24 protein-coding genes are annotated in these 25434 nt (G+C 43.5%); 14 read left to right on the top strand and 10 right to left on the bottom strand.

The window, feature by feature from the left end:
* Positions 1–241: 241 nt before the first annotated feature.
* Complete coding sequence (locus AAC006_RS19265; RefSeq protein WP_126873027.1) at positions 242–2812, bottom strand: M1 family metallopeptidase; 2571 nt, start codon at positions 2810–2812, stop codon at positions 242–244.
* Between the two features lie 389 nt (positions 2813–3201).
* Between AAC006_RS19265 and AAC006_RS19260 the strand changes: the two genes are divergently transcribed.
* Together AAC006_RS19260 and AAC006_RS19255 are read left to right on the top strand one after the other, a co-directional pair.
* On the top strand, positions 3202–4047 hold the full coding sequence (locus AAC006_RS19260; RefSeq protein ID WP_126873026.1) for an enoyl-CoA hydratase/isomerase family protein: 846 nt from the start codon (positions 3202–3204) through the stop codon (positions 4045–4047).
* Between the two features lie 45 nt (positions 4048–4092).
* The gene (locus tag AAC006_RS19255) at positions 4093–4335 is read left to right on the top strand and encodes a YdcH family protein (protein WP_126873025.1); all 243 of its coding nucleotides are present in this window, start codon (positions 4093–4095) and stop codon (positions 4333–4335) included.
* Positions 4336–4423: 88 nt separating this feature from the next.
* Here AAC006_RS19255 and AAC006_RS19250 read toward each other — a convergent pair whose 3' ends face one another.
* The gene (locus AAC006_RS19250; RefSeq protein WP_126873024.1) at positions 4424–5077 is read right to left on the bottom strand and encodes a TetR/AcrR family transcriptional regulator; all 654 of its coding nucleotides are present in this window, start codon (positions 5075–5077) and stop codon (positions 4424–4426) included.
* 256 nt (positions 5078–5333) lie between these two features.
* Here AAC006_RS19250 and AAC006_RS19245 point away from each other — a divergent pair, with 256 nt between their 5' ends.
* From AAC006_RS19245 to AAC006_RS19225, 5 genes are read left to right on the top strand one after another with little or no spacing between them, the layout of a single operon-like run.
* Positions 5334–6194, top strand: coding sequence for a TolC family protein (locus tag AAC006_RS19245; RefSeq protein WP_260563512.1), 861 nt, complete (start codon positions 5334–5336; stop codon positions 6192–6194).
* Positions 6140–6421 (top strand): TolC family protein, encoded by a 282-nt coding sequence (locus AAC006_RS19240; protein ID WP_250636034.1) that lies wholly within the window; start codon positions 6140–6142, stop codon positions 6419–6421. Before AAC006_RS19245 ends, AAC006_RS19240 begins: the two co-directional genes overlap by 55 nt.
* Positions 6382–6765 (top strand): TolC family protein, encoded by a 384-nt coding sequence (locus AAC006_RS19235; RefSeq protein WP_250636033.1) that lies wholly within the window; start codon positions 6382–6384, stop codon positions 6763–6765. Before AAC006_RS19240 ends, AAC006_RS19235 begins: the two co-directional genes overlap by 40 nt.
* A complete protein-coding gene (locus AAC006_RS19230) occupies positions 6758–8257 on the top strand; it encodes an MFS transporter (RefSeq protein WP_013783615.1) in 1500 nt (499 codons plus the stop codon). Before AAC006_RS19235 ends, AAC006_RS19230 begins: the two co-directional genes overlap by 8 nt.
* Positions 8258–8282: 25 nt before the next feature.
* Positions 8283–9323: an HlyD family secretion protein gene (locus AAC006_RS19225; RefSeq protein ID WP_013783614.1), complete on the top strand. Its 1041-nt coding sequence runs from the start codon at positions 8283–8285 to the stop codon at positions 9321–9323.
* 11 nt (positions 9324–9334) lie between these two features.
* Here the strand turns inward: AAC006_RS19225 and AAC006_RS19220 are convergent, their stop codons facing one another.
* A complete protein-coding gene (locus AAC006_RS19220; RefSeq protein ID WP_013783613.1) occupies positions 9335–9586 on the bottom strand; it encodes a hypothetical protein in 252 nt (83 codons plus the stop codon).
* 581 nt (positions 9587–10167) lie between these two features.
* On the opposite strand from AAC006_RS19220, the gene AAC006_RS19215 reads away from it, so the two are divergent.
* Positions 10168–10545 carry a phosphate ABC transporter substrate-binding protein gene (locus AAC006_RS19215; protein ID WP_126873033.1) on the top strand — a complete coding sequence of 126 codons (378 nt, stop codon included), beginning with the start codon at positions 10168–10170 and terminating at the stop codon, positions 10543–10545.
* A 118-nt stretch (positions 10546–10663) separates the two neighbouring features.
* Here AAC006_RS19215 and AAC006_RS19210 read toward each other — a convergent pair whose 3' ends face one another.
* Complete coding sequence (locus AAC006_RS19210) at positions 10664–11689, bottom strand: LacI family DNA-binding transcriptional regulator (RefSeq protein WP_126873023.1); 1026 nt, start codon at positions 11687–11689, stop codon at positions 10664–10666.
* Positions 11690–11827: 138 nt separating this feature from the next.
* Here AAC006_RS19210 and manD point away from each other — a divergent pair, with 138 nt between their 5' ends.
* From manD to AAC006_RS19185, 5 genes are all read left to right on the top strand, one after another.
* A complete protein-coding gene (gene manD / locus AAC006_RS19205; protein WP_013783610.1) occupies positions 11828–13045 on the top strand; it encodes a D-mannonate dehydratase ManD in 1218 nt (405 codons plus the stop codon).
* Positions 13046–13088: 43 nt separating this feature from the next.
* Positions 13089–14225: a Gfo/Idh/MocA family oxidoreductase gene (locus AAC006_RS19200; RefSeq protein WP_013783609.1), complete on the top strand. Its 1137-nt coding sequence runs from the start codon at positions 13089–13091 to the stop codon at positions 14223–14225.
* 14 nt (positions 14226–14239) lie between these two features.
* Entirely contained in the window at positions 14240–16024 is a 1785-nt protein-coding gene (locus AAC006_RS19195) for a transporter (RefSeq protein WP_126873022.1), read from the top strand.
* Between the two features lies 1 nt (position 16025).
* Positions 16026–16910 (top strand): hypothetical protein, encoded by an 885-nt coding sequence (locus AAC006_RS19190; protein WP_126873032.1) that lies wholly within the window; start codon positions 16026–16028, stop codon positions 16908–16910.
* A gap of 249 nt (positions 16911–17159) precedes the next feature.
* On the top strand, positions 17160–18980 hold the full coding sequence (locus tag AAC006_RS19185) for an EAL domain-containing protein (protein ID WP_339892293.1): 1821 nt from the start codon (positions 17160–17162) through the stop codon (positions 18978–18980).
* A 92-nt stretch (positions 18981–19072) separates the two neighbouring features.
* Here the strand turns inward: AAC006_RS19185 and AAC006_RS19180 are convergent, their stop codons facing one another.
* The 5 genes from AAC006_RS19180 to msrA all read right to left on the bottom strand — a co-directional run bounded on the left by AAC006_RS19180 (position 19073) and on the right by msrA (position 24144).
* On the bottom strand, positions 19073–20110 hold the full coding sequence (locus tag AAC006_RS19180; protein ID WP_126873021.1) for an alpha/beta fold hydrolase: 1038 nt from the start codon (positions 20108–20110) through the stop codon (positions 19073–19075).
* A 110-nt stretch (positions 20111–20220) separates the two neighbouring features.
* Positions 20221–21495 (bottom strand): beta-propeller fold lactonase family protein, encoded by a 1275-nt coding sequence (locus AAC006_RS19175; RefSeq protein ID WP_244360717.1) that lies wholly within the window; start codon positions 21493–21495, stop codon positions 20221–20223.
* A 216-nt stretch (positions 21496–21711) separates the two neighbouring features.
* Positions 21712–22356, bottom strand: coding sequence for a molybdenum cofactor guanylyltransferase (locus tag AAC006_RS19170; RefSeq protein WP_126873019.1), 645 nt, complete (start codon positions 22354–22356; stop codon positions 21712–21714).
* A 218-nt stretch (positions 22357–22574) separates the two neighbouring features.
* Positions 22575–23363 (bottom strand): transporter substrate-binding domain-containing protein, encoded by a 789-nt coding sequence (locus AAC006_RS19165; RefSeq protein WP_126873018.1) that lies wholly within the window; start codon positions 23361–23363, stop codon positions 22575–22577.
* Between the two features lie 187 nt (positions 23364–23550).
* Entirely contained in the window at positions 23551–24144 is a 594-nt protein-coding gene (gene msrA / locus AAC006_RS19160; protein ID WP_126873017.1) for a peptide-methionine (S)-S-oxide reductase MsrA, read from the bottom strand.
* Between the two features lie 314 nt (positions 24145–24458).
* On the opposite strand from msrA, the gene AAC006_RS19155 reads away from it, so the two are divergent.
* Positions 24459–24887, top strand: coding sequence for an OsmC family protein (locus AAC006_RS19155; RefSeq protein WP_013783601.1), 429 nt, complete (start codon positions 24459–24461; stop codon positions 24885–24887).
* 171 nt (positions 24888–25058) lie between these two features.
* Here the strand turns inward: AAC006_RS19155 and AAC006_RS19150 are convergent, their stop codons facing one another.
* Positions 25059–25406 carry a thioredoxin family protein gene (locus tag AAC006_RS19150; RefSeq protein ID WP_339892288.1) on the bottom strand — a complete coding sequence of 116 codons (348 nt, stop codon included), beginning with the start codon at positions 25404–25406 and terminating at the stop codon, positions 25059–25061.
* Positions 25407–25434 lie beyond the last annotated feature (28 nt).

Below are 25434 nucleotides of genomic sequence, written 5' to 3'. Positions count from 1 at the left end.
TCATAAACTTACGCCGTTTAAATAAGTTTATTTTTTGTTTAACTCAAGTGTACTTTGGTACAGGTAAAACTAACTGTGTAAATTTTGTGCAAATACTTAGGTCGTAATAAAACTGAAGCTTACCGCCCTCTTATATGACAATTTGAGGTCGAAAATAAAAAAGAGGCTGCCGAATGGCAGCCTCTTACGATTAATCACAGTAATACTGTTGATTTATAAAGATATTAATTAATTCTTATGTTTAGTTTCCATATTTGGCTAAGAATTTATTAAAGTCTTCTTGATATGTCGCTTTTAAGCGCAAGCATTGGTTCGACTCATCCAACATAATGTCGAAACTACGCGCCATACCTTCATGCTTATCTTTGATTGGCGTGTAAAACGCTTTAGCCATATCTAAGTTTTCGGCACTACAGGTAGTAGATACAAACTCAGGCATACGAGATACATGGTAATCAGGCATCTTTGCAATCAAGGCATCAAGGTTCTTGTCTAACCATTTATACAAGGCAGTTTTGAGCTCTAAATTACGCGATACTCTTACCAACATGTAAAGCGTGTTGGCTGGCGTAATATCATCGGTTAATGCTAAATCTAGCATTTTGTTTGCCGTGGCTTCATCAGTGTAGCGCATGGAATAAAGCAAGGTACGTTTAACATTGGGTAGTTGCGCTTCTTTGAATGCGGCCACCAACGTATCGTAGAGATCATCTTCAGTATACTTCGTGGTGATACCTATCGCGGTGTCAGCAATACCCGCAGGAACTGCACTGCTATCTTTAATATATTGCTTGGCTATCAATTCACTCTTTTTAATCAGTGCTTCGTTGTTTGCTCTGTTTCCGAGCAGGCTATAAAGCTGATTACGTAGGCTAATAACACTCTCCGCTTCGCCACTAGTTTGCTCAAGGGTAAGCTCATTTAATAAAGGTAAGTACTCTTGGTTCAACAACGCAGCATAGTTCGCTCTATTGTCGTCGTTAATTAAGTAGTCAAACTCACCCAAAACGCCTACCGCGGCACGTTTAACAACAGGGTCGTTGTCTTTCGCCAATGCAGTTAATACTGGCATTATGCTATCAATACTTACCTTGCCCGCGTTAAGTAATGCTTGCATGTTATACAACACATTTTTCTTTTCGCGGTTATTAAGCACATTTAAATCGCTAAGTAAGTTAGCAAGTTGCTTACTTGTAATTGCCCAGCGGAAATAGCCTGTTGCGTTGTCGTTAGGGAAAACCCAGTCAGCTTCAGCAAGTTGAGGCAATGTGGTTTTGGCTTTATCGATAAACACCACTTCTTGCTTTATCTTGCCATTTACTTTGTAAGTAAGTTTAAGTGGAACAGCCCAAGTTTGTGCTTCTACGGTTGCGCCTGCGTAATGAAAACGTTCCTGCGTAATAGTGCCGTTATCGTCTATAGAAATAAGTGGGTAAGCAGGCTGTTCTAAATAGGCTTTCATCATGGCACTTAAATTAATGTCTGATACACCATCAAGAGCAGCCCATAAGTCGTCAGCAACCGTATTGCCCCATGCATGGGTGTTCATATAGTTACGTACACCTTCACGGAACTTCTCAGTACCAATTAACGACTCTATCATTTGCAAAATAGACTCGCCTTTTGAGTAGTTAAGCCCCAAGCCATCCATTACATCAGGCTGGGTACGAACCACTTTTTTCACCGGTTTAACGGTAGGGCTAGCATCGGCACCGAACGCAGATTCTTGCACGATACGATCGGCAAAATTAAGCTCTGGGTACAGCTCCATCATGGTATAGCTGGCAGCCCACGAGGCAAACGCTTCGTTTAGCCATAAATCGTCCCACCACGCCATGGTAACTAAGTTACCAAACCATTGGTGTGCCAATTCATGTGCAATAACGTTAAGCGGGCCTTTACGTTCTGTTAAACCCGGCTCGTCTTCTAATAATAATAAGCTGTCGCGATAAGTAATTAGCCCTACGTTTTCCATCGCACCGTGCGTAAAGTTAGGCACTGCAACAAAATCGAGTTTTTTGTAAGGGTATTTAATATCGAAAAAGTCTTCTAGCGTGGCTAAAATTTCAGGGGTATGTTTCACCACAAATTTTGTTTTATCTGCATAGCCTTTAGGCACGTAGATTTTACCAGGTACCGACAAGCCTTCTAACTCTGCGCTATCAAACGGCCCTACGGTATAAGCAATTAAGTAGGTTGGCATAGGTTTGGTTTTTTCAAACTTAACCGTTTGCATGCCTTCGCTAACATCGCGGCTCTCAACCGGCGTATTCGATACCACCACTTGTTTTTCAGGCGCTGTGATTGTCATTTGGTACGCTATTTTAAAAGCGGGCTCGTCGAAGCTAGGAAATGCTTTACGTGCATGCATATCTTCAAACTGCGTAAATAGGTAGTTTGTTTCTTCAAAACGAGATAAATACATACCATCAGATGAGGTATTCACCTTGCCTTCGAAGTCGATTACAAGGGTGTATTTGCCTGGTGCAATGTCAGCATCAGCCATACCCCAATTAATGTTGTACTCGCCTTCTTCAACATTAAGTGCTATTGCACGCTCGTTTTGAATAAGCTCGGCGTGAGTGATCGCAAGATCTTGCTGATAAAAGCCTACTCTTTTGGTTACCGTATTAACTGTGACGTTTATACGAGTAGAACCAGAGTAGTGTGGTGCGTCGGGATCCAGGTTTAAATGAATGTCTTGAAAGGTTGGCGTTACGGAAGATGGTAAGCGGTATTCAACGTCTTTTGCTAACACTTGAGTCGTTAACAGCGCCAAAACACAACTAAACAACGTTATGATTCGTCTCATATATTATAATTCCATGTAGAGAGGGAACTGAGTTCCTGAAGCCGGAGCATTGCCCCATGTATAATCGCGGGGGAGCATAATCAGGTTTATCGAGGCGCGCAACCTGACTAGTCGCAAATTTTTTTAGAAATTGTTACGAGAGATGTCCAGCCTAATAGTTAGTGCATTCAGCGTGTTATACACGTATTCCGCCTCCTATTCCTTTCTCATAACTTCAAGATGTAGCGGGAATTCACCGCTTACGCCAACTCCTATCTTCAATAAAATGCATAAACTGTATCCACAGGTTTACCGATTATTAAGCCCGTCCATCGCTGTTAATCTCTTATTGGCAAGTTAACCACAACTAAAAAATGAATTAACAATTAAAGCAATCAGAGGAAACTATCATGGCGTATAACGGCTATACCACTTTTACCGCAAAGCAAGACGGTGCAATACTTACCGTCACTTTCGATTTCGGCCCCGTTAATGTTCAGGGCCAAGAAATGCTAGAAGACCTAATGGGTCTTGCTATGCGCCTAGAGCGCGATCGCACCGTCAAGGTTGTAGTGTTCCAATCAGCTAATCCGGAAATTTGGGTTTGTCACTATGACACTAACCTTCTAAAAGATATGTCAACCGAAGCGGTAGCTCGCAGCGATGTGAAATTGCTCGACCTTCAAGTGGTATTAGAGCGTATTAGTAAATTGCCACAGGCCACAATCGCGAAATTAGAAGGGTTTGCCCGAGGTGGTGGTCATGAATTTGCTCTAGCTTGCGATATGCGTTTCGCCGCTCGCGGCAAATACAAGTTAATGCAGATGGAAGTAGGCATGGGAATACTGCCTTGTGGTGGTGGCGCATCTCGGATGGCTCGTCAAACAGGCCTTGGCCGAGCTCTAGAAATAATTTTAAGTGCCCGTGATTTTAGCGCCGATGAAGCCGAAGCTTACGGCACCATTAATAAAGCGCTGGAGCCTGATGAAATAGGCCCATATGTAGATGCCCTTGCCAAACGCATTGCGCTGTTTCCCGCAGAATCGATTAATGCCTGCAAACAAGCTGTATATGAATCTATCGATAAACCTATAGATGAAGCGTTACGTGCAGAAGCTTACTGGCTATATCAAGCAACCAGTAAAACCCCTGCCGTTAAACGATTTAACGAAGCAGACATTAAAGGAATGGAATACGATATGGAAAATCAACGTAATTGGAATGATCTCGTTGTTGCCGTACAAGATATTAACTAATACTACTTGAAACATTTTAGTGAACAAAAAATTTAGGAGCATATTATGTTAGGTGAAAACCACTCGTTACAATCTGACTTTCCAGAATACAAAGCCGTTATTGAAAAACTTGTAGAAAGCGACAGTACGTTTGCCAGCGAGACTAAACAATACAACGGGTTAGATGAAGAAATCCGCAAGCTGGAGCTAAAAGGCGGGCCAACCAGCGACGAAACTCTGCATCAAATGAAGCATGACCGCGCAGTACTCAAAGATACGCTGTACAGCAAGTTACAAGCGGCAATGTAAATAATCAGCAGATTCAATAGGTAAAATCATACGCCCCCTGTTGCACGTATTACTAAGTACAACAGGAGGTATGAATCTTCGTTCTACACTAAGCGGCCTTTCCGTAAGCTCGCGTAAAGGTATCGACAATAAACGTGATCCACTGATCTTTTTGAGCCTTTGTAGGCATATCATCTGGGTGAGTTAAATAATAGAGTTGTAACTCACTTCTCACTGAACCAATAAATATCCTTGCTGCTTCTTCACTCGTTAATGACCCGAGCTCAAGATCCCCTGCTTCATTCGCTGAACCCATAATATTTGCGACAACCTTAATGCTCGCTCGCGGGCCAGATTCATAGAAAATCTTACCTAAATTCGGAAAACGCTCTACCTCTGCAATTACCATACGCGCTAATGCTGCCCCTGATTTAGATAGAACAACATTCAAGTACACGTTAGCCACCTCGTGTAACACGTCACGTAACTGTCCGGGTTTATATCGAATGGTACGCATACTAGTCGAGGTGGAAAAGCATTCGGTCTGTACAACCGCACTGAAAAGGGTTTCTTTGTTGGCAAAATGCGCGTAAACCGTAGACTTAGATACTCCCGCTTCTCGCTGAATCATGTCAGTGGTAGCATTAGAAAATCCATGGGCTAAAAATACCTTTCTTGCCGCTTGTAAAACCGTGAGGGCCTTTGCGCCTAGTGTCTTACCAAGCGCTTGTGCTACGTTTTCTTGTTCATTTGCTATCGTCATTGTGCACTACCCAACCCTAAACGTTATTGACAAATCTTCAATTCAACCTTATAGTACCGAACTGAGCGGTACAGTTCAATATTATTCTCTTCCCAAGAATTTGTCTGAGAATTAATAACACTAAGTTTAAAAGACCACGAATTACCTGAAAATCGATTCACTATTAACTAGTGAGTCGATTTTCTTACGACCTCAAACTGTACCGATAAGTTCGGTTCGATTTTATGATTTGTAATAACCAAGAGATTCTATTGTTATGCGCACCCACTACTTCAAAACAGCCCCTAGGCTTAAAAGTCTGACTCTTTCTGTAGGCATTGCGCTTCTTGCTGGTTGCACAGTAGGTCCAAACTTTACTATTCCTGAAGAAGCTTATTCAATAACGGATATAGAGAATAATAGAGACTACGTTCAGCAATATAATGTCTCTAATACCATGATTTCCTCTTCATGGTGGTCGCATTTTAATGACCCTATCCTGACTGAACTTGCCGAGCGAGCTGAGCACGCCAATCTGGATTTACAACTTACCGCGAGTCGCATTGAGCAAAGCCGAGCACGCTTAGGAATAACCAAGGCCAATAAACTGCCCCAAGTATCTTTTTTTGGTGATTACACCCGTGAAGATATTAGTGACAATAGTAAATTTGCAGCGCTTGGCGCTAAAGACAGTGGAAACAACTACTGGCAAACAGGCTTCGATGCAAGCTGGGAAATCGACTTGTGGGGTCATATCAAGCGTGCCGAAGAAGGTGCTATGGCTGAGTTAGAGGCAACACTTCTAGACCGAGAAGCCTTTAAGGTTAGCTTGATGGCCGAAGTTGCCCACCAATATCTACAACTTAGAGGTACGCAAAGCCAATTACAGATCGTGCAACACAATAAAGCTATTGCAGCGCATAAACTAAAACTGGTTGGTAACCAAGCTAACAATGGTTTTGCTACGCGCTATGATATGTCGATGGCAGAGGCTCAGCTAGCCACGGTGGAAGCGCAAATGAACAGTATTGCTATCTTGCTTGGCGAATCGCCGCACGCACTCGATGCACTGCTTATTATGCCATGCCCCAACCTTCGCTACCTAATACCATTCCCATTGGCATACCCAGTGAGTTAGCGCAACAACGCCCTGATGTGCTCTCTGCCCAAGCTAAGCTTCATAAGGCCACTGCTGATATTGGGGTAGCACAAGCTAACTTCTATCCGCGCATTACCTTAGTTGGCCGCACGGGGTTCGAGTCATTTGAAAGTGGCGACTTAGCCACATGGGATGCCAGTTTTTTAGTGTGGGCCCTGCCATTTACTTGCCTATTTTTCAGGGTGGGAAGCTCGAACAACGCTTAAAGCTAACTGAGGAAGCGCAAAAAAGTGCGGCTATCGCCTACCGAAAAACCGTATTAAATGCGTGGCACGAAGTAGACAATGCCCTCGATGGATTAGCGTCAATGCGAAGCCATCATGACGCCCTTGAAAAAGCCTATCATGGCTATCAACAGGCGCTTCACTTTGCAGAACGCCGTTTTGAACAAGGTGCGGGAAACTATCTTGATGTACTAACCGCACAGCGCAATTTACTCGATAGCCAACTTGCACTTAGTGAAAGTGTGACCAGCACAAGCTTAAGCTTGGTGTCTTTATATAAATCGTTGGGCGGTGGCTGGAACGCAGTAGAGGTGAGCGATGAGTAAACCAGCTTTACCACCCACCAAAATTCTCGCAGCGTTACTGGGTATATTTATCAGTGCGATGATGGCTGGTCTTAACAACAGAGTTGGCACCTTGGGGCTAGTGGATGTGCGTGGCGCGCTCGGCTTTGGTGTAGATGGTAGCTCATGGATAACTACCAGCTATTTAGCCGGGGAAATACTCATTACCCCCTTTGCGACATGGTTTGCCATTACCTTTTCGGTTCGTCGTTTTCACACCTACATGGTGTTAATTATCGCATCGATTGCGCTTACCTTGCCCTTCGTCAATGACTTATCACTGGTTATCGCGCTCAGGTTCGTTCAAGGCGTAGCCAGTGGGGCTCTTGTTCCACTATTGATGATGATGGCGTTAAAAGCATTGCCGCTGCATATACGTTTGCATGGGCTAGCGCTATACGCCATGACAGCGACATTTTCGCCTAATATTGCTATTTGGTTAACCGGACAATGGACTGATGAGGTAAACAATTGGCGCCTTATATATTGGCAAGTTATCCCGCTGTGTTTTGTGGCTATTGCGTTGGTACGTTGGGGGGCTCCGAAGGAAGCTACCAAGTATGGGCGATTTAAAGAAGGGAATTGGCTAGGCATGGGCTTAGGTGTAATTGGCATGGCGCTGCTAACTATCGCTCTTACACAAGGGGAACGTTTAGACTGGTTCAATTCCACCTTAATCACCCTAGCATTAATAAATGGGGGCGCATTGCTCACTCTTTATCTTATTACCGAGTGGTACCACCCTACTCCTTTTATAAGTTTGCGACTACTCGGACGCAGAAATTTAGGATTAGGATCGCTCATCTTTACCCTATTATTAATTGTGTTCATGTCAGCGACGGTACTACCCATGAACTTTTTAACTGCAGTACAAGATTATCGAGTACTCCAATCGTCTCAACTTGCACTGATCATCGCCCTGCCTCAGCTAGTGTTGGGTTCTGTGGTAGCCATACTGCTATATAAAAAGTGGGTTGATGCGCGTGTTGTGTTCGCAATAGGTTTATTAACTATTGGTATCGCGTGTTTCATAGGTGCCGGTATTACCAGCAGCTGGAACCGTGATCAATTTTTAGTAACGCAAATTTTGCAAGCCATTGGGCAACCTATGGCGGTGGTGTCTATGCTGTTTCTGATGACAAGCGTGGTTCAACCACACGAAGGCCCTTACTTCTCAGGTATTATCAATACGTTGCGGGTATTAGGAACATTGTTAGGCGGCGCATTAGTAGGCCACCTTTTGACGCAGCGCGGCAGTTTGCATACAGATACGCTTATCGGGCACGCGTCAACATCAAGTTCATATTTACCCATACTGAACCCTGCAGAGTTGTCACACATTTTCGCTCAGCAATCGCTTACGCTATCAATAGCCGATATTTACCGTCTATTTGGTGTGCTTGCATGCCTGCTGATCCCCATAGTGCTCAGTATGACTCACGTGCCAGCGCCCAGCTCACCTGTAACCAATTAATCATTTTTAGCAAGGATAACAAATTATGGCATTACCCCGCCCTATCAAATTGACTATCGCTAGCGTACTTGTCGTCTTAGCAGTAGGCACTGTAGTTTATTTAAATGAACCAGAATCTAACAGCACCTTCCAAACCACAAACGACGCTTATATAGAAGCCGACTTCAGTTCGGTGGGTGCAAAGTTATCAGGGACGGTTAAAGCCGTTTTAGTCGAGGAAAATCAGCAGGTCAAACAAGGTGACCTAATGGTTTTAATTGAAGATGATGATGTTAAGCTAGCCGTTGCCGCTAGCAAAGCGAAAGCCCATAGTGCTAATGCGAACCTCGCGAGTATTAAAGCGAAATTATCTCAACAACACACAAAGATTGAACAAGCAGAGGCAACATATGAAGCGAGTAAAGCCGCGCTGGCCTTAGCAAAAGCGAATCAAACTCGTTTCAGCAACCTCGCTCAAGATGGTTCAGGTAGTAAGCAAGCACTACAACAAGCGGATGCTCAACTTACTATTGCTCAGGCTAACGTAGCGAAAAGTAAAGCAGAATTAACCTTTACACAGCAGCAAACCCAGGTACTTGAAGCAAGTTTGGACGCGGCCCGAGCAGCGCTTGAACTCGCCGAAGCAGATCTTGACACTCAAACGCTTAAACTGTCCTACACAAAGGTTTATGCCCCTATAGACGGTATCATTGGGAAGAAACTAGCGCGGGTTGGTGAGTTCATAAATACAGGGGAACCTTTGATGGTAGTCGTCCCTAGTAATACTTTATATATCACGGCAAACTACCGAGAAACGCAATTGGCACATATTAAAGCGGGCCAAACTGTAAACGTTGAAGTCGATGCCTTACCGGGTATCACCCTAAAGGGTAAGGTAGCCAGTTTAGGACCAGCAAGTAATGTCAGTTACTCTGCAGTTGCCCCACACAATGCGACAGGGAATTTCACAAAGATTGTTCAGCGCCTCCCCATACGCATTGGTTTAGACGGGGCACAAGAACATATTGAAGATTTACGGGTGGGCATGTCGGTAGTGCCAACCATAGAAACTAGCGTTGGCAAATAACGAGAGTTTTACTATTTCATAGTCACTTTTCCGCCAATTATTTTATAAGCAGGAGCGCCCCGCACGAGAGTTTCTCGAGCAAAGGGCTGCTCACAGCCCGGGCATTGGCAAGGTGTGGTGGTATAGTTTTCAACAATACGCTCCTTAAAACACTTTACTAATGCTCCTTTACCACCTTTACGGTATTTAAAAATTGGGGTTTTACATTTCGCGCAGGCTATTTGCACTGTTCGAACTGGCCCCTTTTTGTTTGGTTTAGCCATATCTGCCCATTTTATGAATCAACTCGTTCCTGGCGATGCTAAATTTAAACAACTGTGGCAACAACAATTATCCTTTCCACATGCGCTAATTATTGATAATACACCAATCCATAAACTTCTTGGACACACGCTTAGCTTGTCATTAATGGAAGTTCCCGAAAACTTCACCTATTATGGTATTAAGGCTCATATCTCCATAATAACACTCAGGTAATTATGTGAGGTATTCGGTTTTAGGTATTTATTCTGGGTATGCCGTAGTGGAAGTCTGCATCTTTGTTTATTTTTTAAAGGTAAAAGGTAAAAGTAGGCACATTAACGTTCAGTATGGAGGATTTAACATTTTGCATAAACTTTCACTGCTAATATACTGAACTTATACTATTCTAAGTTCGAAGAATTAATACGTAATTATCGCGCCTAGCAGGATACAAGCTGGATTCGACGACACAGACGCAACGGCGCTATCGACTAACGCCTTACGATAGAGCAATCGCCCCCCTGCAATAGCAGTATCTTTAGATTTAGTATTTTAAGGAATAATGAAAATGAAAGCGAAAGCGGTCCTATTACTTAGTTTAATGTGTGCACTTCCTGTAAGTGCAGCAAACGTAATTATCGTTAGTGCAAAAAATAATTCGGGTATTGACGCCGATGCGGTGAAAAGAATCTACCTTGGCAAAATGAAAGCATTTCCTGACGGTAGCAAAGCACTTCCTTTGACATTTGAGCAAGGTAATGATGTTCGTGGTGCCTTCAACACGGGCGTATTAGGAAAGTCAGAAAGCCAATATTCTGCATTTTGGTCTAAATTAGTTTTTACTGGCCAAGGAACGCCTCCTGAAGAGGTATCTACACAAGAAGAAATGCTGCAACTTGTTGCTGATAACCCAAACACTATTGGCTTTGTGGATGAGAGTTTAGCGAATGACTCTGTCACCGTAGTCGGTAGCTTCTAACTAGATAAAATTTTGCAACAAGAGCGCTTTTAATCATATTGAAAGCGCTTTTTTATTTGCCATTAAGTATCAAGTAAACCCTACGCCCCACAGCAAAATTCACCTATTCCTCTCGCGTTTACTGCCCCCCTTTTTTCTTCGGGCTAGCGCAAGATTCTCTTTGCGTTACTGAACAAGAAATCATAATTTTTTGTGAATGCCTGTCTTTATCTTCTATTAATTCAAGAAGAAGCTGGGCAGCTTCCTTTCCGATAATGTAAGGCTCTTGCTTTACTACCGTAACCGGTACTTTAAAAAACTCCGTCATGGGAACATCATCAAAACCTAACAAAGAAACATCGTCAGGCACACTTACCCCTTCTTGGTTTAAGTGCGCTAAAAGTTCGGTAGTAATAGCGAGATGCTGAGTAAAAAACGCCGTAGGCGCAGCATCTGATTGAAGAATTGCCTTTGGCGAGTGTTCAAACCCTGTTTCTCGTTGCCAGTACTGCACTAACGCTTCATTGTATTGAATACCATGCTTTTCGAGTGCATCGGTGTAACCTAAATAACGCTCATTCCTCGATTTAACGTTCTGGTATTCCTGCGTCACAAAGCAAATTCGTTCATGCCCTAATTTGATTAAATAGTCTGTCGCATCAAAAGCGGCTTTGCGGTAATCAGATAAAACAAGGTTCTTCTCGCTGCCGTCATGTTCTAATTGCACGTGTACTATAGGCAAGCCCTTATGAATATACTCTTCAATAAGGCCATTGTTTTTACCTGATGAGGCGATAATTATTCCGTCTACTTGCAACTGAAATAACGCCTCTAACGATTTGGCTTCTACCTCGGGATCAAAATCCGTGTTGTAGATGAGTGCGTTATAATTCTCTTTTTTACAGAAGTCGTCCACACCGCGAATGGTTCGGCTGGTATCAAAACCGGTAATATCCCGAACAATCACCCCTATTGTCTTGGTTTTGGTAGTTTTTAAGCCTTGAGCAAAGCGGTTAGGCGTATAATTTAATTCTTTAATAGCCGCCCGAACTCGAAGCTCGGTTTCCTTCGACATATAGTCGAAACGCCCATTAATGTACTGAGATACTGTACTGTTCGACACTTTGGCTAAGCGCGCCACATCCGCCAATTTCACTTTTTGCATAGCTTCTGCGAAAAACCTGTAGCTTATCGCACCATTGTTAACAACTTGTTGACATTATGCGTTCGTATGCTAGCTTTAGTCAACTAAAACGTTTTACTAAAACGTTTTATTCTTTCATTTAAAGCAGAGGGAAGACTGGTGAAGATTGAAGAAATTAAGGTATTTGTATGCAGCCCGGGACGCAATTTCGTTACCGTAAAAGTCATGACAGATAGCGGTATTTACGGTATAGGCGATGCAACGTTAAATGGCAGAGAAATGGCGGTAGTCACCTGCCTTGAAGAGCATATTGCACCATGTTTAATTGGCCGCGATGCACATGACATAGAGGATATTTGGCAATATCTTTATAAAGGCGTTTATTGGCGTAAAGGCCCCATAAATATGGCCGCCATTGCGGCAATTGATATGGCACTGTGGGATATAAAAGGCAAAGCCGCTAATATGCCCGTTTATCAATTACTGGGTGGAAAAAGCCGTACGGCAGTTACCTTGTATGCACACGCTAGTGGCGACACTATTGAAGACACTATTGATAAAGCGCAAGCGCATATTGATGCGGGATTTAAAGCCGTACGTTTGCAAGCCGCAGTTCCTGGATTAGAGGTGACCTACGGCGTGCTTGGTGATAAGAAAGATTACTTTGAATTACAAGGCAACCGCCCGCTTCCCCCAGAAGAACCTTGGTCTACACAAAAATACTTTACTATGGTGGAAGACCTTTTCAAGCAAGCTCGTGCTCGCTTAGGCAACAACGTTCATTTACTTCACGATGTGCATAGCCGATTAACGCCTATTGAATCTGCGCGACTGGGTAAACTATTAGAACCTTATAACCTGTTATTTCTTGAAGACGCTTCAGTGGCTGAAAACCAAGAAAACTATAAGGTGATTAGGCATCACACCACTACCCCACTGGCCATTGGTGAAACCTACAACACCATCTGGGAATGCAAAAACCTGATTCAAGATCAGCTTATTGATTATATACGTGCAGCTGCTACCCATGCTGGCGGTATAACCGGTCTGCGTCGTATTGCCGACTTTGCCAATATCTACAACGTGAAAACCGCGCCTCACGGGGCACCAGATTTATCTCCAATATGCTTTGCTGCCCATATGCATTTGAATATTTGGGCGCCTAACTTTGGCATTCAGGAATTTGTTGGGTTTGGAAATGAGCAACTTAACGAAATATTCCCCCATCGCTATGAAGTTAAAAACGGTACGGTTGCCATTTTAGACGCACCCGGTTTGGGCGTAGATTTTGATGAATCTGCAGCGCAAAAATACCCCTACAAACGCTCTTATTTACCCGTGAGCCGTTTAGAAGACGGTACGGTGTGGAACTGGTAATGAGATATTGCGCTGCAACAACAGATACGACAAAGGAAAGAATATGAGTAACCCTATCAAGGTATTAATTCAAGGTACTGGATTTGCAGGCCAAGGACATGCAGAAGCGTTTAGGTATGCAGGTGCAGAGGTAGTTGGCATAGTGGGGAGAACCCCTAGCGTAGTGGAAAGTGTAGCGAAAGAGCTTTCAATTCCTTACTTCAGCACTGACTGGCAACAAGCACTTAAAGACTGCAAGCCAGACATTGTCTCTATTGCCACCCCCGGCGGCGCCCACGAAACGCCCATTATTCAAGCTATTGAATTTGGCTGCCATGTATTCAGTGACAAACCACTTTCTACCACCGGTGATTCAGCTAAAAAGCTGTATGAATTGGCTAAAGAGAAAGGGGTTAAAACTGCGTTTGCTTCAAGCTTTCGCTATATGCCACACGTCATTCATGCCAAACGTTTAGTGGAGCAAGGAATGATTGGTGAGCCACTAGAAGTAGAGTGCATTTCTCATTTCAATTTAGAACGTGACATTCCCTTTGGCTGGTCTCACCGCAAAGAAGACGGTGGCGGGCGCTTAAATAACAACTTTACCCATAAGCTTTCAATTGTAACCTCTATTGTGGGCGAAGAAATATTATCCATTATGGGCGAAGTTCGGGATGATTTGGGTAAAGCCCCTATTGTTGAAGGGGTACATAATTTCAAGAAGCGCCGCGACTTTATACCTAGCGACCTTTCCGACCCAACCCTCAAATGGGGCGACTCGAATGTAGAGTGGTCGTACACCGTACTTGCACAGTTAAGCAGTGAACTCGCAGCAAAGCCTGTCTCTGTGTTGTTCAAACATGGCGGTTTACAACCACGTTTTAACGAAGACCATATTGTTGTTTACGGTAGCAAAGGTGCTATCTACATTAAAGGTCATTACGCCTGTGGCCCCCTTTATTACTATGACGAAAATAAACAATGGACTGAGCTGCCGCTACCGCAAGACATCATAGACAATACGCCCGAAGGCGAAGGTGACACCGAACGCAATTGGCGCTATTTAATTCGCGAATTAGTGAACGATGTGAAAGGTGAAAATATTTTGCCTTATCAAACCTTTAAAGAAGGCGCGCAATACCAGCAACTCATCGATCTTATTCGTCGAAACGATAATTGGATAGACGTTAGCCAACTGTAATAAAAGGGTGTCCCATGGTGTATGAATATCTGGTTATTGCAGGGTACTTCTGCCTGATCCTCGGGATCGGTTTTGCATTTAAATCGATGGCGAAAAACTCCACCAGCGATTACTTTCGTGGTGGCGGTAGAATGTTATGGTGGATGGTAGGCTCAACGGCTTTTATGGCACAGTTTTCTGCCTGGACCTTTACGGGCGCAGCAGGGAAAGCCTTTAGTGATGGCTTTGCTATAAGCCTAGTATTCTTCGCTAATACCTTTGCTTATTTCTGTGGCTGGCTCTATTTTTCGGCGCGCTTTAGGCAAATGCGTGTGGACACCCCTACTGAAGGTATTAAACGTCGCTTCGGAAGCCAGAATGAGCAATTCTTCTCATGGGCACTGATTGTATTAAGTATGATAAACGCTGGCGTGTGGTTAAACGCGCTTGGTGTTTTCTCTAGCGCCGTATTTGATACTGATATTAGTATTACCATTATTGCCACCGGTCTTACCGTGCTGTTTGTATCGGTATTGTCTGGTGCATGGGGCGTGGTAGCGTCTGATTTTGTACAAACCCTCATTGTGGCAATTATCTCAATAGCCTGCGCCATTGTAGCCCTCGTAAAAGTAGGTGGGCCTGTTGCACTGGTAACCGATTTCCCCGTCGATTTTGTGATGGGCCCCGACATGAACTACGGCCTATTGCTTGTTGGTACCTTTGTTTTCTTTTTGGCAAAGCAACTCATCACCATCATGAACCTAAACGACTCGTTTCGGTTTTTAAACGCAAAAGACACCATAAACGCACGTAAAGCGGCATTGCTGGCCATGGTCTTAATGGGTGTGGGCAGTATTGTATGGTTCATCCCCCCTTGGGCATCGGCCATTCTTTATCCTGATGCAGCTACCGCCTATCCAGAGCTGGGTAACAAAGCGGGCGATGCGGTGTACCTTGTGTTTACCCGAAATGCCATGCCGCTGGGTACCGTAGGTTTATTACTCGCTGGTCTATTTGCTGCCTCGATGTCATCTATGGACTCAGCGCTTAACAAAAATGCGGGAATTTTTGTTCGAAGCTTATACCAGCCGTTATTACTGAAAAAACAGAAACAAGTATCAGACAAGCACCTGTTGAACGTTAGCCGTTTGGTCAGCTTTATTAGTGGTATCTTAGTCATTGCTGTTGCACTGTTCTTCAAATCATTAAAAGAGCTGAGTTTATTTGAGCTAATGATGAACGTGTCTACCATGATTCAAGTTCCCCTGCTCATTCCCTTAATATTTGGCCTTTTTATCAAAAGAACGCCCCAGTGGGCACCTTGGGTTACTGTGGCTATAGGCCTGACGGTTTCCTGGTTAATGATGAATGTATTCACTCCTGAGCTTTTTGCTAGCTGGATTGGGCTAGAACAAGCGCTTACTCGTCGTGAGTCAATCGATCTTAATCTAATGCTTATTATTGTTGCTCAACTGGTGATTACCGCCGGCTTCTTCTGTGCAACCTCCTTATTTTATAACCCCGAAAAAGACACGCATAAAGCGGAGACCGAGCGCTTTTTTAAAGATGTAGAAACACCGGTGATAGCCGATTTTGAGCAAGATGACTACGACCGCCAACAACGCAATAAACTGGGTGTGATGGTTATTATCATGAGCGCAGGCATGCTCGTTATGATGCTTATTCCCAACCCATTGTGGGGACGGCTTATGTTTTTAGGTTGTGCTGTCATTATGCTAGCCATAGGTTTACTGCTTAAACACAGTGCCAAAAAAGAGCCTACTACTGCCACTTCATCGTTGAGTAAAAACCATGCTTAGAATGACGCTATTTGCCGCATTAAGAAACCAACCTTTCGTGTGTTCATCAAATCTACAAACATTAGCGCAATGGTTAGGCACGACGTTGGTTTCACTATTGCTTTTAGGTTGTTCAATGAGTCATCAAAGTGGCAAGGTAAGCTTAACTGAGGGAATGGATGAGTCGGCTGGGCCTGTACCTGCCTATATTATTTCAACCCCGTCGGCGACTTACTATCTTGAAAAGCACGGTGGCGGGCTATCGAGTATGCTCGATAAAGACGGGGTAGACTGGATTGGTTTTAACAACATCAAAGGCTCTGGCCACAAAGGGGAATACCGCGGCTTTCCAAATGCCATTCATAAGCAAGATGGTAGTTATTTTCATGCTATGAATGCTGGTACCAACAAGGCCAATGGTGAAGTGCTTATCGAGCATCAGAACCATGTTCGTATAGCATTTACTTCAGCAAATGGAAAATGGGTAGGCCAATGGGATTTCTACCCTACCCACTGTGATTTCACAATGACAACAGTAAGCCCCGGTTATCATTATTGGGTGCAATATGAAGGGGTGCCTGGCGGCACTATGGATGACACCGATTTTTGGTTTAATTCTGCTACTGACATACGCCACCCAATAAATGATTCACACAAAGGCGATTTGCCCAGCCCTGAATGGTATGCCTTTGGCGATGAATCATCTCCCCGAATGATTTTCTTGCTAAATCATGATGATGATACCCATCCCGATAATTACGTAAGCCGTCCTCACATGACCGTACTCGGATTTGGTCGCCAAGATAAAAACAAGTTTTTGAATACACCTAAAACGTTCTCAATAGGTTTTATAGAATCGGTTGAGTATGACAAAGTGTCAAAAGATGTGGCTACTATATTGAACTGAGTGAGAGAGTGAGTGAATGAATAAGAAATGGTTCAAGACCATCGATAACACATTCTGACCTTGCACATAAGTGTCTGGAGGCAGCTTAAGGTATAAATACGAGCGCTGGAATTAATCTTCCTTAGTGGAAAAGTGAGCTATTATAAATACATCTCCCACGGCCTTTAGTTACTAAAAGAGCTCACAATTCCAAATTTTTCGTTAACCATAGATAAAGACGCGTTTAACCAAATACGTCGCCGTAGACTCATGCAAATTTGTGGCGTGTCTGCCCTCGGACTGGTGGCGTCGCTTTCTGTGGCTCGAAATATTACCTTTATTATTATTGCCGCCGGCCTTACCTGCTTAATTGCTGCGTTTGTATTCGCTTATAAACATAAACTACTTGCCTCAGCTTCTACCCTGTTGGTGTCACTATCTACTATGTTGTTCGCGCTAGCGGCAACCGGTGCAGGGTTATTCGACCTAGCTATTTTGGGTTATCCCACCCTGATAATCTTCGCTGCTATTTTAGGCGGTGTGGGCTTGTTTTTAACGCTACTTTCTTTCGTGACTTTGCAGTGTGTTCTGATTGTCGGGTTGTCGCTACAAGGTGTTATTACCCCCCATATTCCTTCCACAAGCTGGGAGCATTTAATTTTCACACTAGTGATATTTATCGTCACCGGTTTTAGTGTTTACATTTTAGTTCGTGATATCAAAGATTTGATGACATCGCTTCAGGGCGAAAATATAAAAGTGGCGCAAAGTCGCACGCAGATTCAGCATTTAGCGCACCACGATAGCCTAACAAACTTACCTAACCGACTTTACGGTGAAACCCTATTTAACTTATCGCTAAGCGAGTGTGAAGAAAATGGGCTGTCATTAGCAATTCTGTTTATTGATTTAGATAATTTCAAGCCTATTAACGATGCCTTAGGCCATGCAGCGGGCGACCAATTACTTAAACTACTTACCCAACAGATAACCGAGATACTGTTACCTAAACAATATCTCATCCGCTTCGGTGGCGATGAATTTTTAGTTATTGCCCCTATCAATCCTCAAAGCAATGAGTTGACGTCCCTCGCTAATTCTCTGATTGGCCAATGCGCGTCTGTTTTTGATATATTTCAAAATCAAGTCACGGTTTCAGCCTCTTTAGGTACAGCAAGCGCGCCAAAAGATGGCACTGATTTTAAGCAGTTGTGCCGCAAAGCCGATATCGCCATGTACAAAGCGAAACAGGATGGTCGCAATACCTACCACCATTATGATGAGAGCTTAGACAAAGCCAGCGAAAACAAGTTTAAGATGCTTCAACTTCTGCGTCCTGCGCTAAGCGAACAACAATTTGAGCTTCACTACCAGCCTATCGTAGATTTAAAGAGTGGCAACATTAACACCTTAGAAGCGCTATTACGTTGGCCTCAACCTGATGGCAGTATGATCCCACCAGACTTATTCATCCCCTTGGCGGAAAATAGCGGCTTAATTAATCAACTAGGTAGCTGGGTAGTACGCCAAGCCACCCAATTTTGTGCCCAATTTTGTGCCCAATTGCGCCAGCAGGGACATTCTGACATACGTATTGCGGTGAATTTATCGGTGATGCAATTTAAAGACGGCCAGCTTCAACGCACCATAGAAAGCGCATTGTACGAAGCGGGCTTACCTCCAGAAGCGCTAGAACTAGAGTTAACCGAATCGTTGTTGATTGATGAAACCGAGCAGATACAAAAGCAACTTGCCTCACTAAGTAAGCTTGGTATTACCATTGCCATCGACGACTTTGGTACTGGTTATTCTAACTTAGGTTATCTTCGAAACTTTAACGCCTCAAAGCTTAAAGTAGATAGATCTTTTATTAGCCCGTTGTGTTTCTCTGAGCACGATGAGTCTCTGGTAGGTGCAATTATCAATATGGCAGCCAGTTTAGGCTTAAAGACGGTTGCGGAAGGGATTGAAGATGACGAAACCTTGCAAAAGCTACTGTCACTTGGCTGCGACATTGGCCAAGGCTATTTCTGGTCTAAACCATTGCCCGAAAACGCGTTAATAGAATATCTTTTGAACCATAACACTTAGTATTTAACACGGCGGTTTTTATACACCCGCCGTTAACCGACTTATGTTATCTCATCTGTGTTTTCAGCCAGTCATTGAAAGCGCAACACGCGTTAATTAAAAAGCGACTTGATCCAATTAACAGATAAATCCAGCACCTCTTCTTTTTTGCTCTTATCCGGCTCATAAACGTTGAATATATGATCAGCCCCACCTAGGTAGTAGGCATCTTCACTAACCGCATTACTTGCCTCAAAAATGACTTTTTCGTGGGCAGGTAAATAGTCGTTCGAGCCTCTTATCGCTAATAGCTTCCCTTCAAAATCACCTAAATTGCGAATAGGGTTGTAACCTAACATTCCCACTACGTGCTTACGGGTCAGGGTCAAATGAACCCAGCTTTTTATCGTGCTTTGCCCCTCTTCTAGCGCTTGCCTTACTTCCTTGTAGTTTTGCGTATTTGTAACGACTTCATTCGGGTTTAGCGCTGTAGACCAAAGCACCATACCTTCAAATGCTTTAGGGTGCGTGCTGACTAACTCCATAGCGGTAGCACCACCTAAACTAAACCCTACCACTACCAGCATTGTACTGGGATATTGCGCTTGCAAATAATCTAGCCCGGCTTGCGCATCTTCTACGCGGCTTTTAAAGGTACTCGATAGTGTATAGTTACTTGCTTCACGCTCAGCCTCACCTCGAACATCAAATCTAACAGAGGCTATGCAATGCGTACTTAACTGATGAGCCAAATCTTTATATAAATCGCCTACTTCGTCTTTTTGCCCTGCCCAACCGTGAATTAACAGTACTGCGCCTTTTACATTAACATTTGAATCGTTTTTAGCGGTGCAACTAGGCTTTTCTAGCACCCCTTTGGCACCCGAACTCAAGTTTATCTTTTGGCTTAAGTTTACGTTTTGGCTTGAGGCTGCAGAACTGCTTAGGCTTTGATTATTCTCAGCTACCTCTGTTTTCGCATCAGCCGCAGCGCTTAATAGCAATGCGCTCGATAACACGGTCCGTACTAGCACCGAACGTAATGGCACCGACCGTAATAGCACTACATTTAATAGACAAGACCAAAGGCCTAACCTTGTACTACCCCTAACTTTCACGCGGTGTGATTTAACGCTTTGCTGTTGAGCCATTATTATCCTTATTACTGCTGCTTATTATTATCTGGCTTAGCGATTATGTCCTACGCTAGTGCCCAACGCTTGCGTCCAACGCTTGGGCCCAATGCTTGGACCTAGCGCTATTAATTAGTCTCAAAGCCTGTTAATACAAACTTTTGCACTCGTCGACCAGTACTGACTTCTGAGGTGTACAGATTACCCTCGCTGTCAGCTACCACACTATGCAGCCAAGTAAACTGACCTGGGTAGCGACCAGGACGACCAAAACTGCCCAACACTTGATAGTTCTCGTGTAATAAAATCCAAATACGGCCATTCATCATATCGGCCACGTACATGTATTTATTGTCGGGCGAAAACGCGATATCAGAAGCTGTCCCTAAGCCGCCGGTTTCGCCAGCCACTATCACGTCTTGCACGAAATTAACCGTACCGCTTTCATCAGCTTTGAATACTTGAATTCGATTATTCCGTCTGTCGCATACATATATTCTGCCGTCAGTTGCTTGGGTAACACAATGCACAATATCACCAAAATTTTGCGCTTGTGTACTAGTAGCACCAGCATTTGCGGTGGCTTGAGAAACATCGAATGCGCCTTCTCGCGTGCCGCCGCCAGGTGCAGTGCCGTATGCCCCCCATAATTGGTCAAACTCATTGGCATCTGTGTTAAACGCTGTCACCCGTTTATTAATGTATCCGTCGGCAATAAAAACTTTATTGGTTTGGGTGTTATGAAAAATATCGGCAGGGTTGCCTAACGTTGATTTACTTAAGTTACCATCGGTTTTTCCACGGGTACCAAACTGGCGAATGAATTCGCCTTTTTCAGTGAAATTGAGTACCACGTGATCCCCATCACCATTTCCACCTAACCATACCGTGTTTTCATCATCCACATATAATCCATGGACAGTTGCTGGCCACTGGTTTTCGCCGTTTATTGAAGGTGAGATTTCAGGTCCGCCCCACGCATTCAATAAGTCACCTTGTGGGGAAAATTGTAAAACATGAGGAGCTGCTTCACAGCATAGCCCCATATTGTTGGTAAGCCCCACATCGAGTTTACTTAGTGAATTTGGGCGGTGTAGCAACCATACGTTATCGTTTTTATCTACAGACAACCCTGGTACTTGGCCAATTATCATCGTTTTCGGCATGGTAGGCCAGCTAGCGTCTACACTAAATTGAGGTACTGGGTGGGTAACATTTGCTTCAGGGTAACGCTCAACGTTTACCAGACTGGATGAAGGTAAATCCTGAGGAAATTGACTATTCGTTGAGGCTTGGTTTTTAACGCTAGCTTGGCCCTCGGTGCCTTCAGCACTTGCGATATTTGCAGCACTCACCGAGAAAGAAACAACGACGCTACTAATGCACAAGCTAGTTATCTTCATAAAAGATTTAGCGCGCGGTAAACAGATACTAAGCATTGTGTTAACCCTTAAGTGTATGAACGAGCAATATTGAATTTGATGTAATTGATAAACTTTGTCTAACTAGCGCTCTAGCACAAGCTCGTTAGTTCGAGCACTCTGATAATAAACGTTTAAATCATAAGCCAACTGATTATTAAACACACTAACAAGTACGTCATGTTCGTTAAAGTGTCGTTAATTTCCGGCCAGTGATAGCAATTTTTTTGCGGCATCCCATTGTGCTGGAGTATTCACATTGGTTAGCCGCGAATTATTTTTAGGTGTTACTTCAATTGCACCAAAATTTGTACACATTGTATTGACTGAGCGTTGGGGCACTTTGCCTTTAACAACATCATCAAGGTACTGACGAACCTCTTTAGTCAACGGCAAAAACAAAGGCAAGTAGTGATGAGAAAAATACGCGGGCCGTTTCGCGCTGGAGCCTTCGTTAATAAGCTGCTCTAAATCTTCTGTGCGCAATAAAGGCAAATCGACGGGCGTGATAATCAATGCATCAGCTTTGCTTTGAATAGCAACAGAATATATTCCGCCCAGAGGCCCAACACCGGCCACTACATCATTGAACACCTCAAATTTATGAGCACAATTATAAGCGGATTTATGAGCACAGTTATAAGCATCGCCATCAGCATCATTAGGCTGATAACCAATGGTGGTAGCTTCATTTCGACTAATCAATAAACGTTCAATAGATAACGAAGAAACTAAATCCGCTGTGTAAGTAAGCATATCGCGCTCATCTCGTTTCAAAAGCGCCTTGTCTTCCCCCATTCGACTTGAAAGCCCACCTGCTAGCACTACACCATCGATGACCATATCGCCCCTCTTTCCTTATACTTGCCCTTAACACTACCTCGACCCACTTTATCACGCTATTAGCATGCGGATAATCATAAATATCAGTCAATTAAAATTAGCCAACACGCAATATAATTAGTGGTTTTCAGCGATTGAAGACGATACCTATTGCGCATAATCAGATAAATTGAGCGAAGTGATAACACTTAATTACTGAAAGCTTTTTTCATCCAGCGCTATTTTTGATTGGCTATGGCTTCAAACTGCTTATCTATTTGGCGGCGCTCGCCGGACTGTTCAATAAACGCTAATGCAGCATTAAATTTATCGATGTGCGCTTGCGCATTTTCAAGCTCTTTAGAGACAATGTAATAAAGCGGAATAGTGGCCACAGGAATGTCGATAATATTAACATTCTCCAATACCTCAAAGAGCTCTGAATTGTGATCGTCTTGCAGATAACCGTTAGTAAAGCCTACTTCGCCCCACCCTTTTGATACTTGAACAATACACCCTCCTGCATCAACCGCTCGTTGAACAGAAAGTTTATAAGCTTTGATAAACGCCGACTGCTCACGACTCAAGCTATGGCCATAGGGCAAACACAGGCGAGCCCCTGTCACATCATCCAATGTATTCACTTTCATTTCTTTAGAGGTATAAATACGTACGGGAATTGAATTAATTTGTTTAGAGTAAATAAACGACTTAGCTCGCTCGTCGGTATAAACATAAGGGAATGTCCCTTGATACTTGCCCTCAAGCGCCCACTTGTAACCGCGCTGCCACGGTAAAATGTCAATATAAATGGGAGTATTCATGTGCTTGAAAACAGCTTTTACTAAGGAAACAGACCAACCACCGTCTTGCGCATTTTTATCGACATAAGGGAAGTAGCTTGCACCAGTGGTTAATAGCGTATCGCTATCTAGCGGCAGCGGCTTCTGTTTTTGTGCAGCCACACTAAAGTAAGGTAAAAATCCCAAACACAGCAAGATAAGCCCTACTACACCGTACTTTTTCATGTACTACTTCCAGCCGTTTTGGTTATTTCATCGCCACTTAGGGTTAAACAACGACTACATATACTTTTAATTAACTATAAAGAAAAAATTACGAGATAAAAATAAAAACTCTGCAATGCCGCACAAAGCAGACCTGTGTTTAACTTTACTGCAGCATTGCATAATATTGATGACAACAGGAGAACGGCTAAGACTTACCGGTCGCTTTCTCACCCCAAATCTCTTCTAAGCGCTGATCGCGACCACAGTTCCAGCGGTAAAGCTTATAACGCACAGGACTTTTCTTATAAAAATCCTGATGGCCTATCTCATCACCTTTAATAGGATAAAACGTTGATGAATCTAAAATAGGCGTAACCACTGTTTGATTTGGAAATTGCGCCTTTACCGCATTTTTAGTGTCTTGTGCAATGGCACGTTCTTCTTCACTTGCCACAAACACAGCACTTAAATAACTGGGGCCTTTATCACAAAATTGCCCTCTTGCATCGAAGGGGTCGATATTCACCCAGTAGTGGTCGAGTATCTCTCGATACGATATTTTGCTTTCATCGTAAGTTATCTTCACCGCTTCATAATGCCCTTTATGGTTACCATTATAAGTAGGGTTGGGCACGGTTCCTCCGGTAAAACCCGAGACCACATCGGTTACGCCCTCTAATTTTTCAAAATCAGATTCCATACACCAGAAACATCCACCAGCCAGAACAGTCTCGTCAGCAGTGGCAATTGGCGCAGCGATAAACGTGCTTAACAATAACGCGTGCAAAATAGATTTCATTATTAACCTTAAAATTAACTATCGAAGACAAAATATACGGCTCACAAATACAGAACGGATTAAGCCTTAGAAACTTTCATTATCAGTCTCATTAAAATTGTGGGTAAAATTTTCATTTAGCCCTGTAACCTAAACGTGATAACACGACTATTAACGTACTACTCCAATGGCGCTTACTATTATCACTTTATCGCCAACGCCCGCATGGCCTTGGCTTGCAGAAAATAAGTGATAACGGCAGAGCACTTGCATCGTTACGTTTTTAAACTTCAAACTGTATAACCAGTTTGGTCAAAAACGTAAGGAAATAGTAAATGAGCATAGTTAAATCAGGCAGTGCGGCATACAAACCTTTAGGCAAACAAGGCAAAGGCAGTATTTCTACCGAAACAGGCGCATTATCTAATCAACCCTACGGATTTAATACACGATTTGAAGATGGCAAAGGCACCAACCCCGAAGAACTCATTGGTGCAGCGCATGCTAGCTGCTTCACCATGGCCTTATCTTTTGCATTATCAGGCGCAGGCTATGATGACGGAGAGTTAAATACTACCGCTAAAATCAGTTTAGATAAGACAGACGATGGTTATGAGATTAGCCAGTCAGCGTTAAGCCTAGAAGCTAGCGTTGAAGGTATTACCGAAGATGAATTTGCTAAAATTGCTCAGGAAGCAAAAGATAACTGCCCAGTCTCGCAGCTTTTAGATACGAAAATCACCCTTGAGTACACGTTGAAGTAGTCGTCTTTTTCACGCTGCTATTTACTTGTAGCTTCAGGGCTTAGTTCTTGAACTAAGCTAACGTAAAAAATATAGCGGATAAGTCAGCAGGCTAACGAAAGCCTGCTGCTTCTTTTATGTAATCCCACCTAATCCGTTAGCTCTTTATCCATTAATTCTTTTTCCGCTATTTTACTCGGCCGCTGCCGCTAACGCCTGTAAATCTTGGGTTAAACTGGTTTCTGCACGTTCTACCACTCGCCCTATCTCTTCACCATCGCGCATTAATATGAAGGTTGGCGTATATTTAAGCCCATGCTTTTCTGCCACCCCTTCCGGATCGCTCTTTTTCCTATCAACGGCAAATAAAGTAAATTGAGGCACATCTAACCCGCTAGCATCTAGTGTTTTTAAAAGTCGGGGCACTTCTCTTTCACTATCATGACACCATGTGCCAAACAATATGAGTAGCGTATCGTCTTCTAAAGCAGATACTGCTTTAATTTCAGCGTCACTAGGGCCTGTTGATCTTTGCTGCATATATTTCACTCAGCAGTACATGGGTAGC

This window comes from uncultured Alteromonas sp. (assembly GCF_963976965.1).
GTDB lineage: Bacteria > Pseudomonadota > Gammaproteobacteria > Enterobacterales > Alteromonadaceae > Alteromonas > Alteromonas naphthalenivorans.
The sequence above is the reverse complement of the archived record's forward strand: the minus strand, read 5'-3'. Positions and strand labels throughout refer to the sequence as shown.

Excerpts from the sequence above, each read along its gene's own strand:
- AAC006_RS19240 (WP_250636034.1), top strand. The coding sequence starts at position 6,140 with ATGCCCCAACCTTCGCTACCTAATACCATTCCCATTGGCATACCCAGT.
- AAC006_RS19265 (WP_126873027.1), bottom strand. The coding sequence starts at position 2,812 with ATGAGACGAATCATAACGTTGTTTAGTTGTGTTTTGGCGCTGTTAACG.
- AAC006_RS19250 (WP_126873024.1), bottom strand. The coding sequence starts at position 5,077 with ATGACGATAGCAAATGAACAAGAAAACGTAGCACAAGCGCTTGGTAAG.
- AAC006_RS19225 (WP_013783614.1), top strand. The coding sequence starts at position 8,283 with ATGGCATTACCCCGCCCTATCAAATTGACTATCGCTAGCGTACTTGTC.
- AAC006_RS19200 (WP_013783609.1), top strand. The coding sequence starts at position 13,089 with ATGAGTAACCCTATCAAGGTATTAATTCAAGGTACTGGATTTGCAGGC.
- AAC006_RS19175 (WP_244360717.1), bottom strand. The coding sequence starts at position 21,495 with ATGAAGATAACTAGCTTGTGCATTAGTAGCGTCGTTGTTTCTTTCTCG.
- AAC006_RS19230 (WP_013783615.1), top strand. The coding sequence starts at position 6,758 with ATGAGTAAACCAGCTTTACCACCCACCAAAATTCTCGCAGCGTTACTG.
- AAC006_RS19180 (WP_126873021.1), bottom strand. The coding sequence starts at position 20,110 with ATGGCTCAACAGCAAAGCGTTAAATCACACCGCGTGAAAGTTAGGGGT.
- AAC006_RS19190 (WP_126873032.1), top strand. The coding sequence starts at position 16,026 with ATGACGCTATTTGCCGCATTAAGAAACCAACCTTTCGTGTGTTCATCA.
- AAC006_RS19255 (WP_126873025.1), top strand. The coding sequence starts at position 4,093 with ATGTTAGGTGAAAACCACTCGTTACAATCTGACTTTCCAGAATACAAA.
- AAC006_RS19170 (WP_126873019.1), bottom strand. The coding sequence starts at position 22,356 with ATGGTCATCGATGGTGTAGTGCTAGCAGGTGGGCTTTCAAGTCGAATG.
- AAC006_RS19150 (WP_339892288.1), bottom strand. The coding sequence starts at position 25,406 with ATGCAGCAAAGATCAACAGGCCCTAGTGACGCTGAAATTAAAGCAGTA.
- AAC006_RS19215 (WP_126873033.1), top strand. The coding sequence starts at position 10,168 with ATGTGTGCACTTCCTGTAAGTGCAGCAAACGTAATTATCGTTAGTGCA.
- AAC006_RS19185 (WP_339892293.1), top strand. The coding sequence starts at position 17,160 with ATGCAAATTTGTGGCGTGTCTGCCCTCGGACTGGTGGCGTCGCTTTCT.
- AAC006_RS19165 (WP_126873018.1), bottom strand. The coding sequence starts at position 23,363 with ATGAAAAAGTACGGTGTAGTAGGGCTTATCTTGCTGTGTTTGGGATTT.
- AAC006_RS19155 (WP_013783601.1), top strand. The coding sequence starts at position 24,459 with ATGAGCATAGTTAAATCAGGCAGTGCGGCATACAAACCTTTAGGCAAA.
- msrA (WP_126873017.1), bottom strand. The coding sequence starts at position 24,144 with ATGAAATCTATTTTGCACGCGTTATTGTTAAGCACGTTTATCGCTGCG.
- AAC006_RS19245 (WP_260563512.1), top strand. The coding sequence starts at position 5,334 with ATGCGCACCCACTACTTCAAAACAGCCCCTAGGCTTAAAAGTCTGACT.
- AAC006_RS19195 (WP_126873022.1), top strand. The coding sequence starts at position 14,240 with ATGGTGTATGAATATCTGGTTATTGCAGGGTACTTCTGCCTGATCCTC.
- AAC006_RS19220 (WP_013783613.1), bottom strand. The coding sequence starts at position 9,586 with ATGGCTAAACCAAACAAAAAGGGGCCAGTTCGAACAGTGCAAATAGCC.
- AAC006_RS19210 (WP_126873023.1), bottom strand. The coding sequence starts at position 11,689 with ATGCAAAAAGTGAAATTGGCGGATGTGGCGCGCTTAGCCAAAGTGTCG.
- AAC006_RS19260 (WP_126873026.1), top strand. The coding sequence starts at position 3,202 with ATGGCGTATAACGGCTATACCACTTTTACCGCAAAGCAAGACGGTGCA.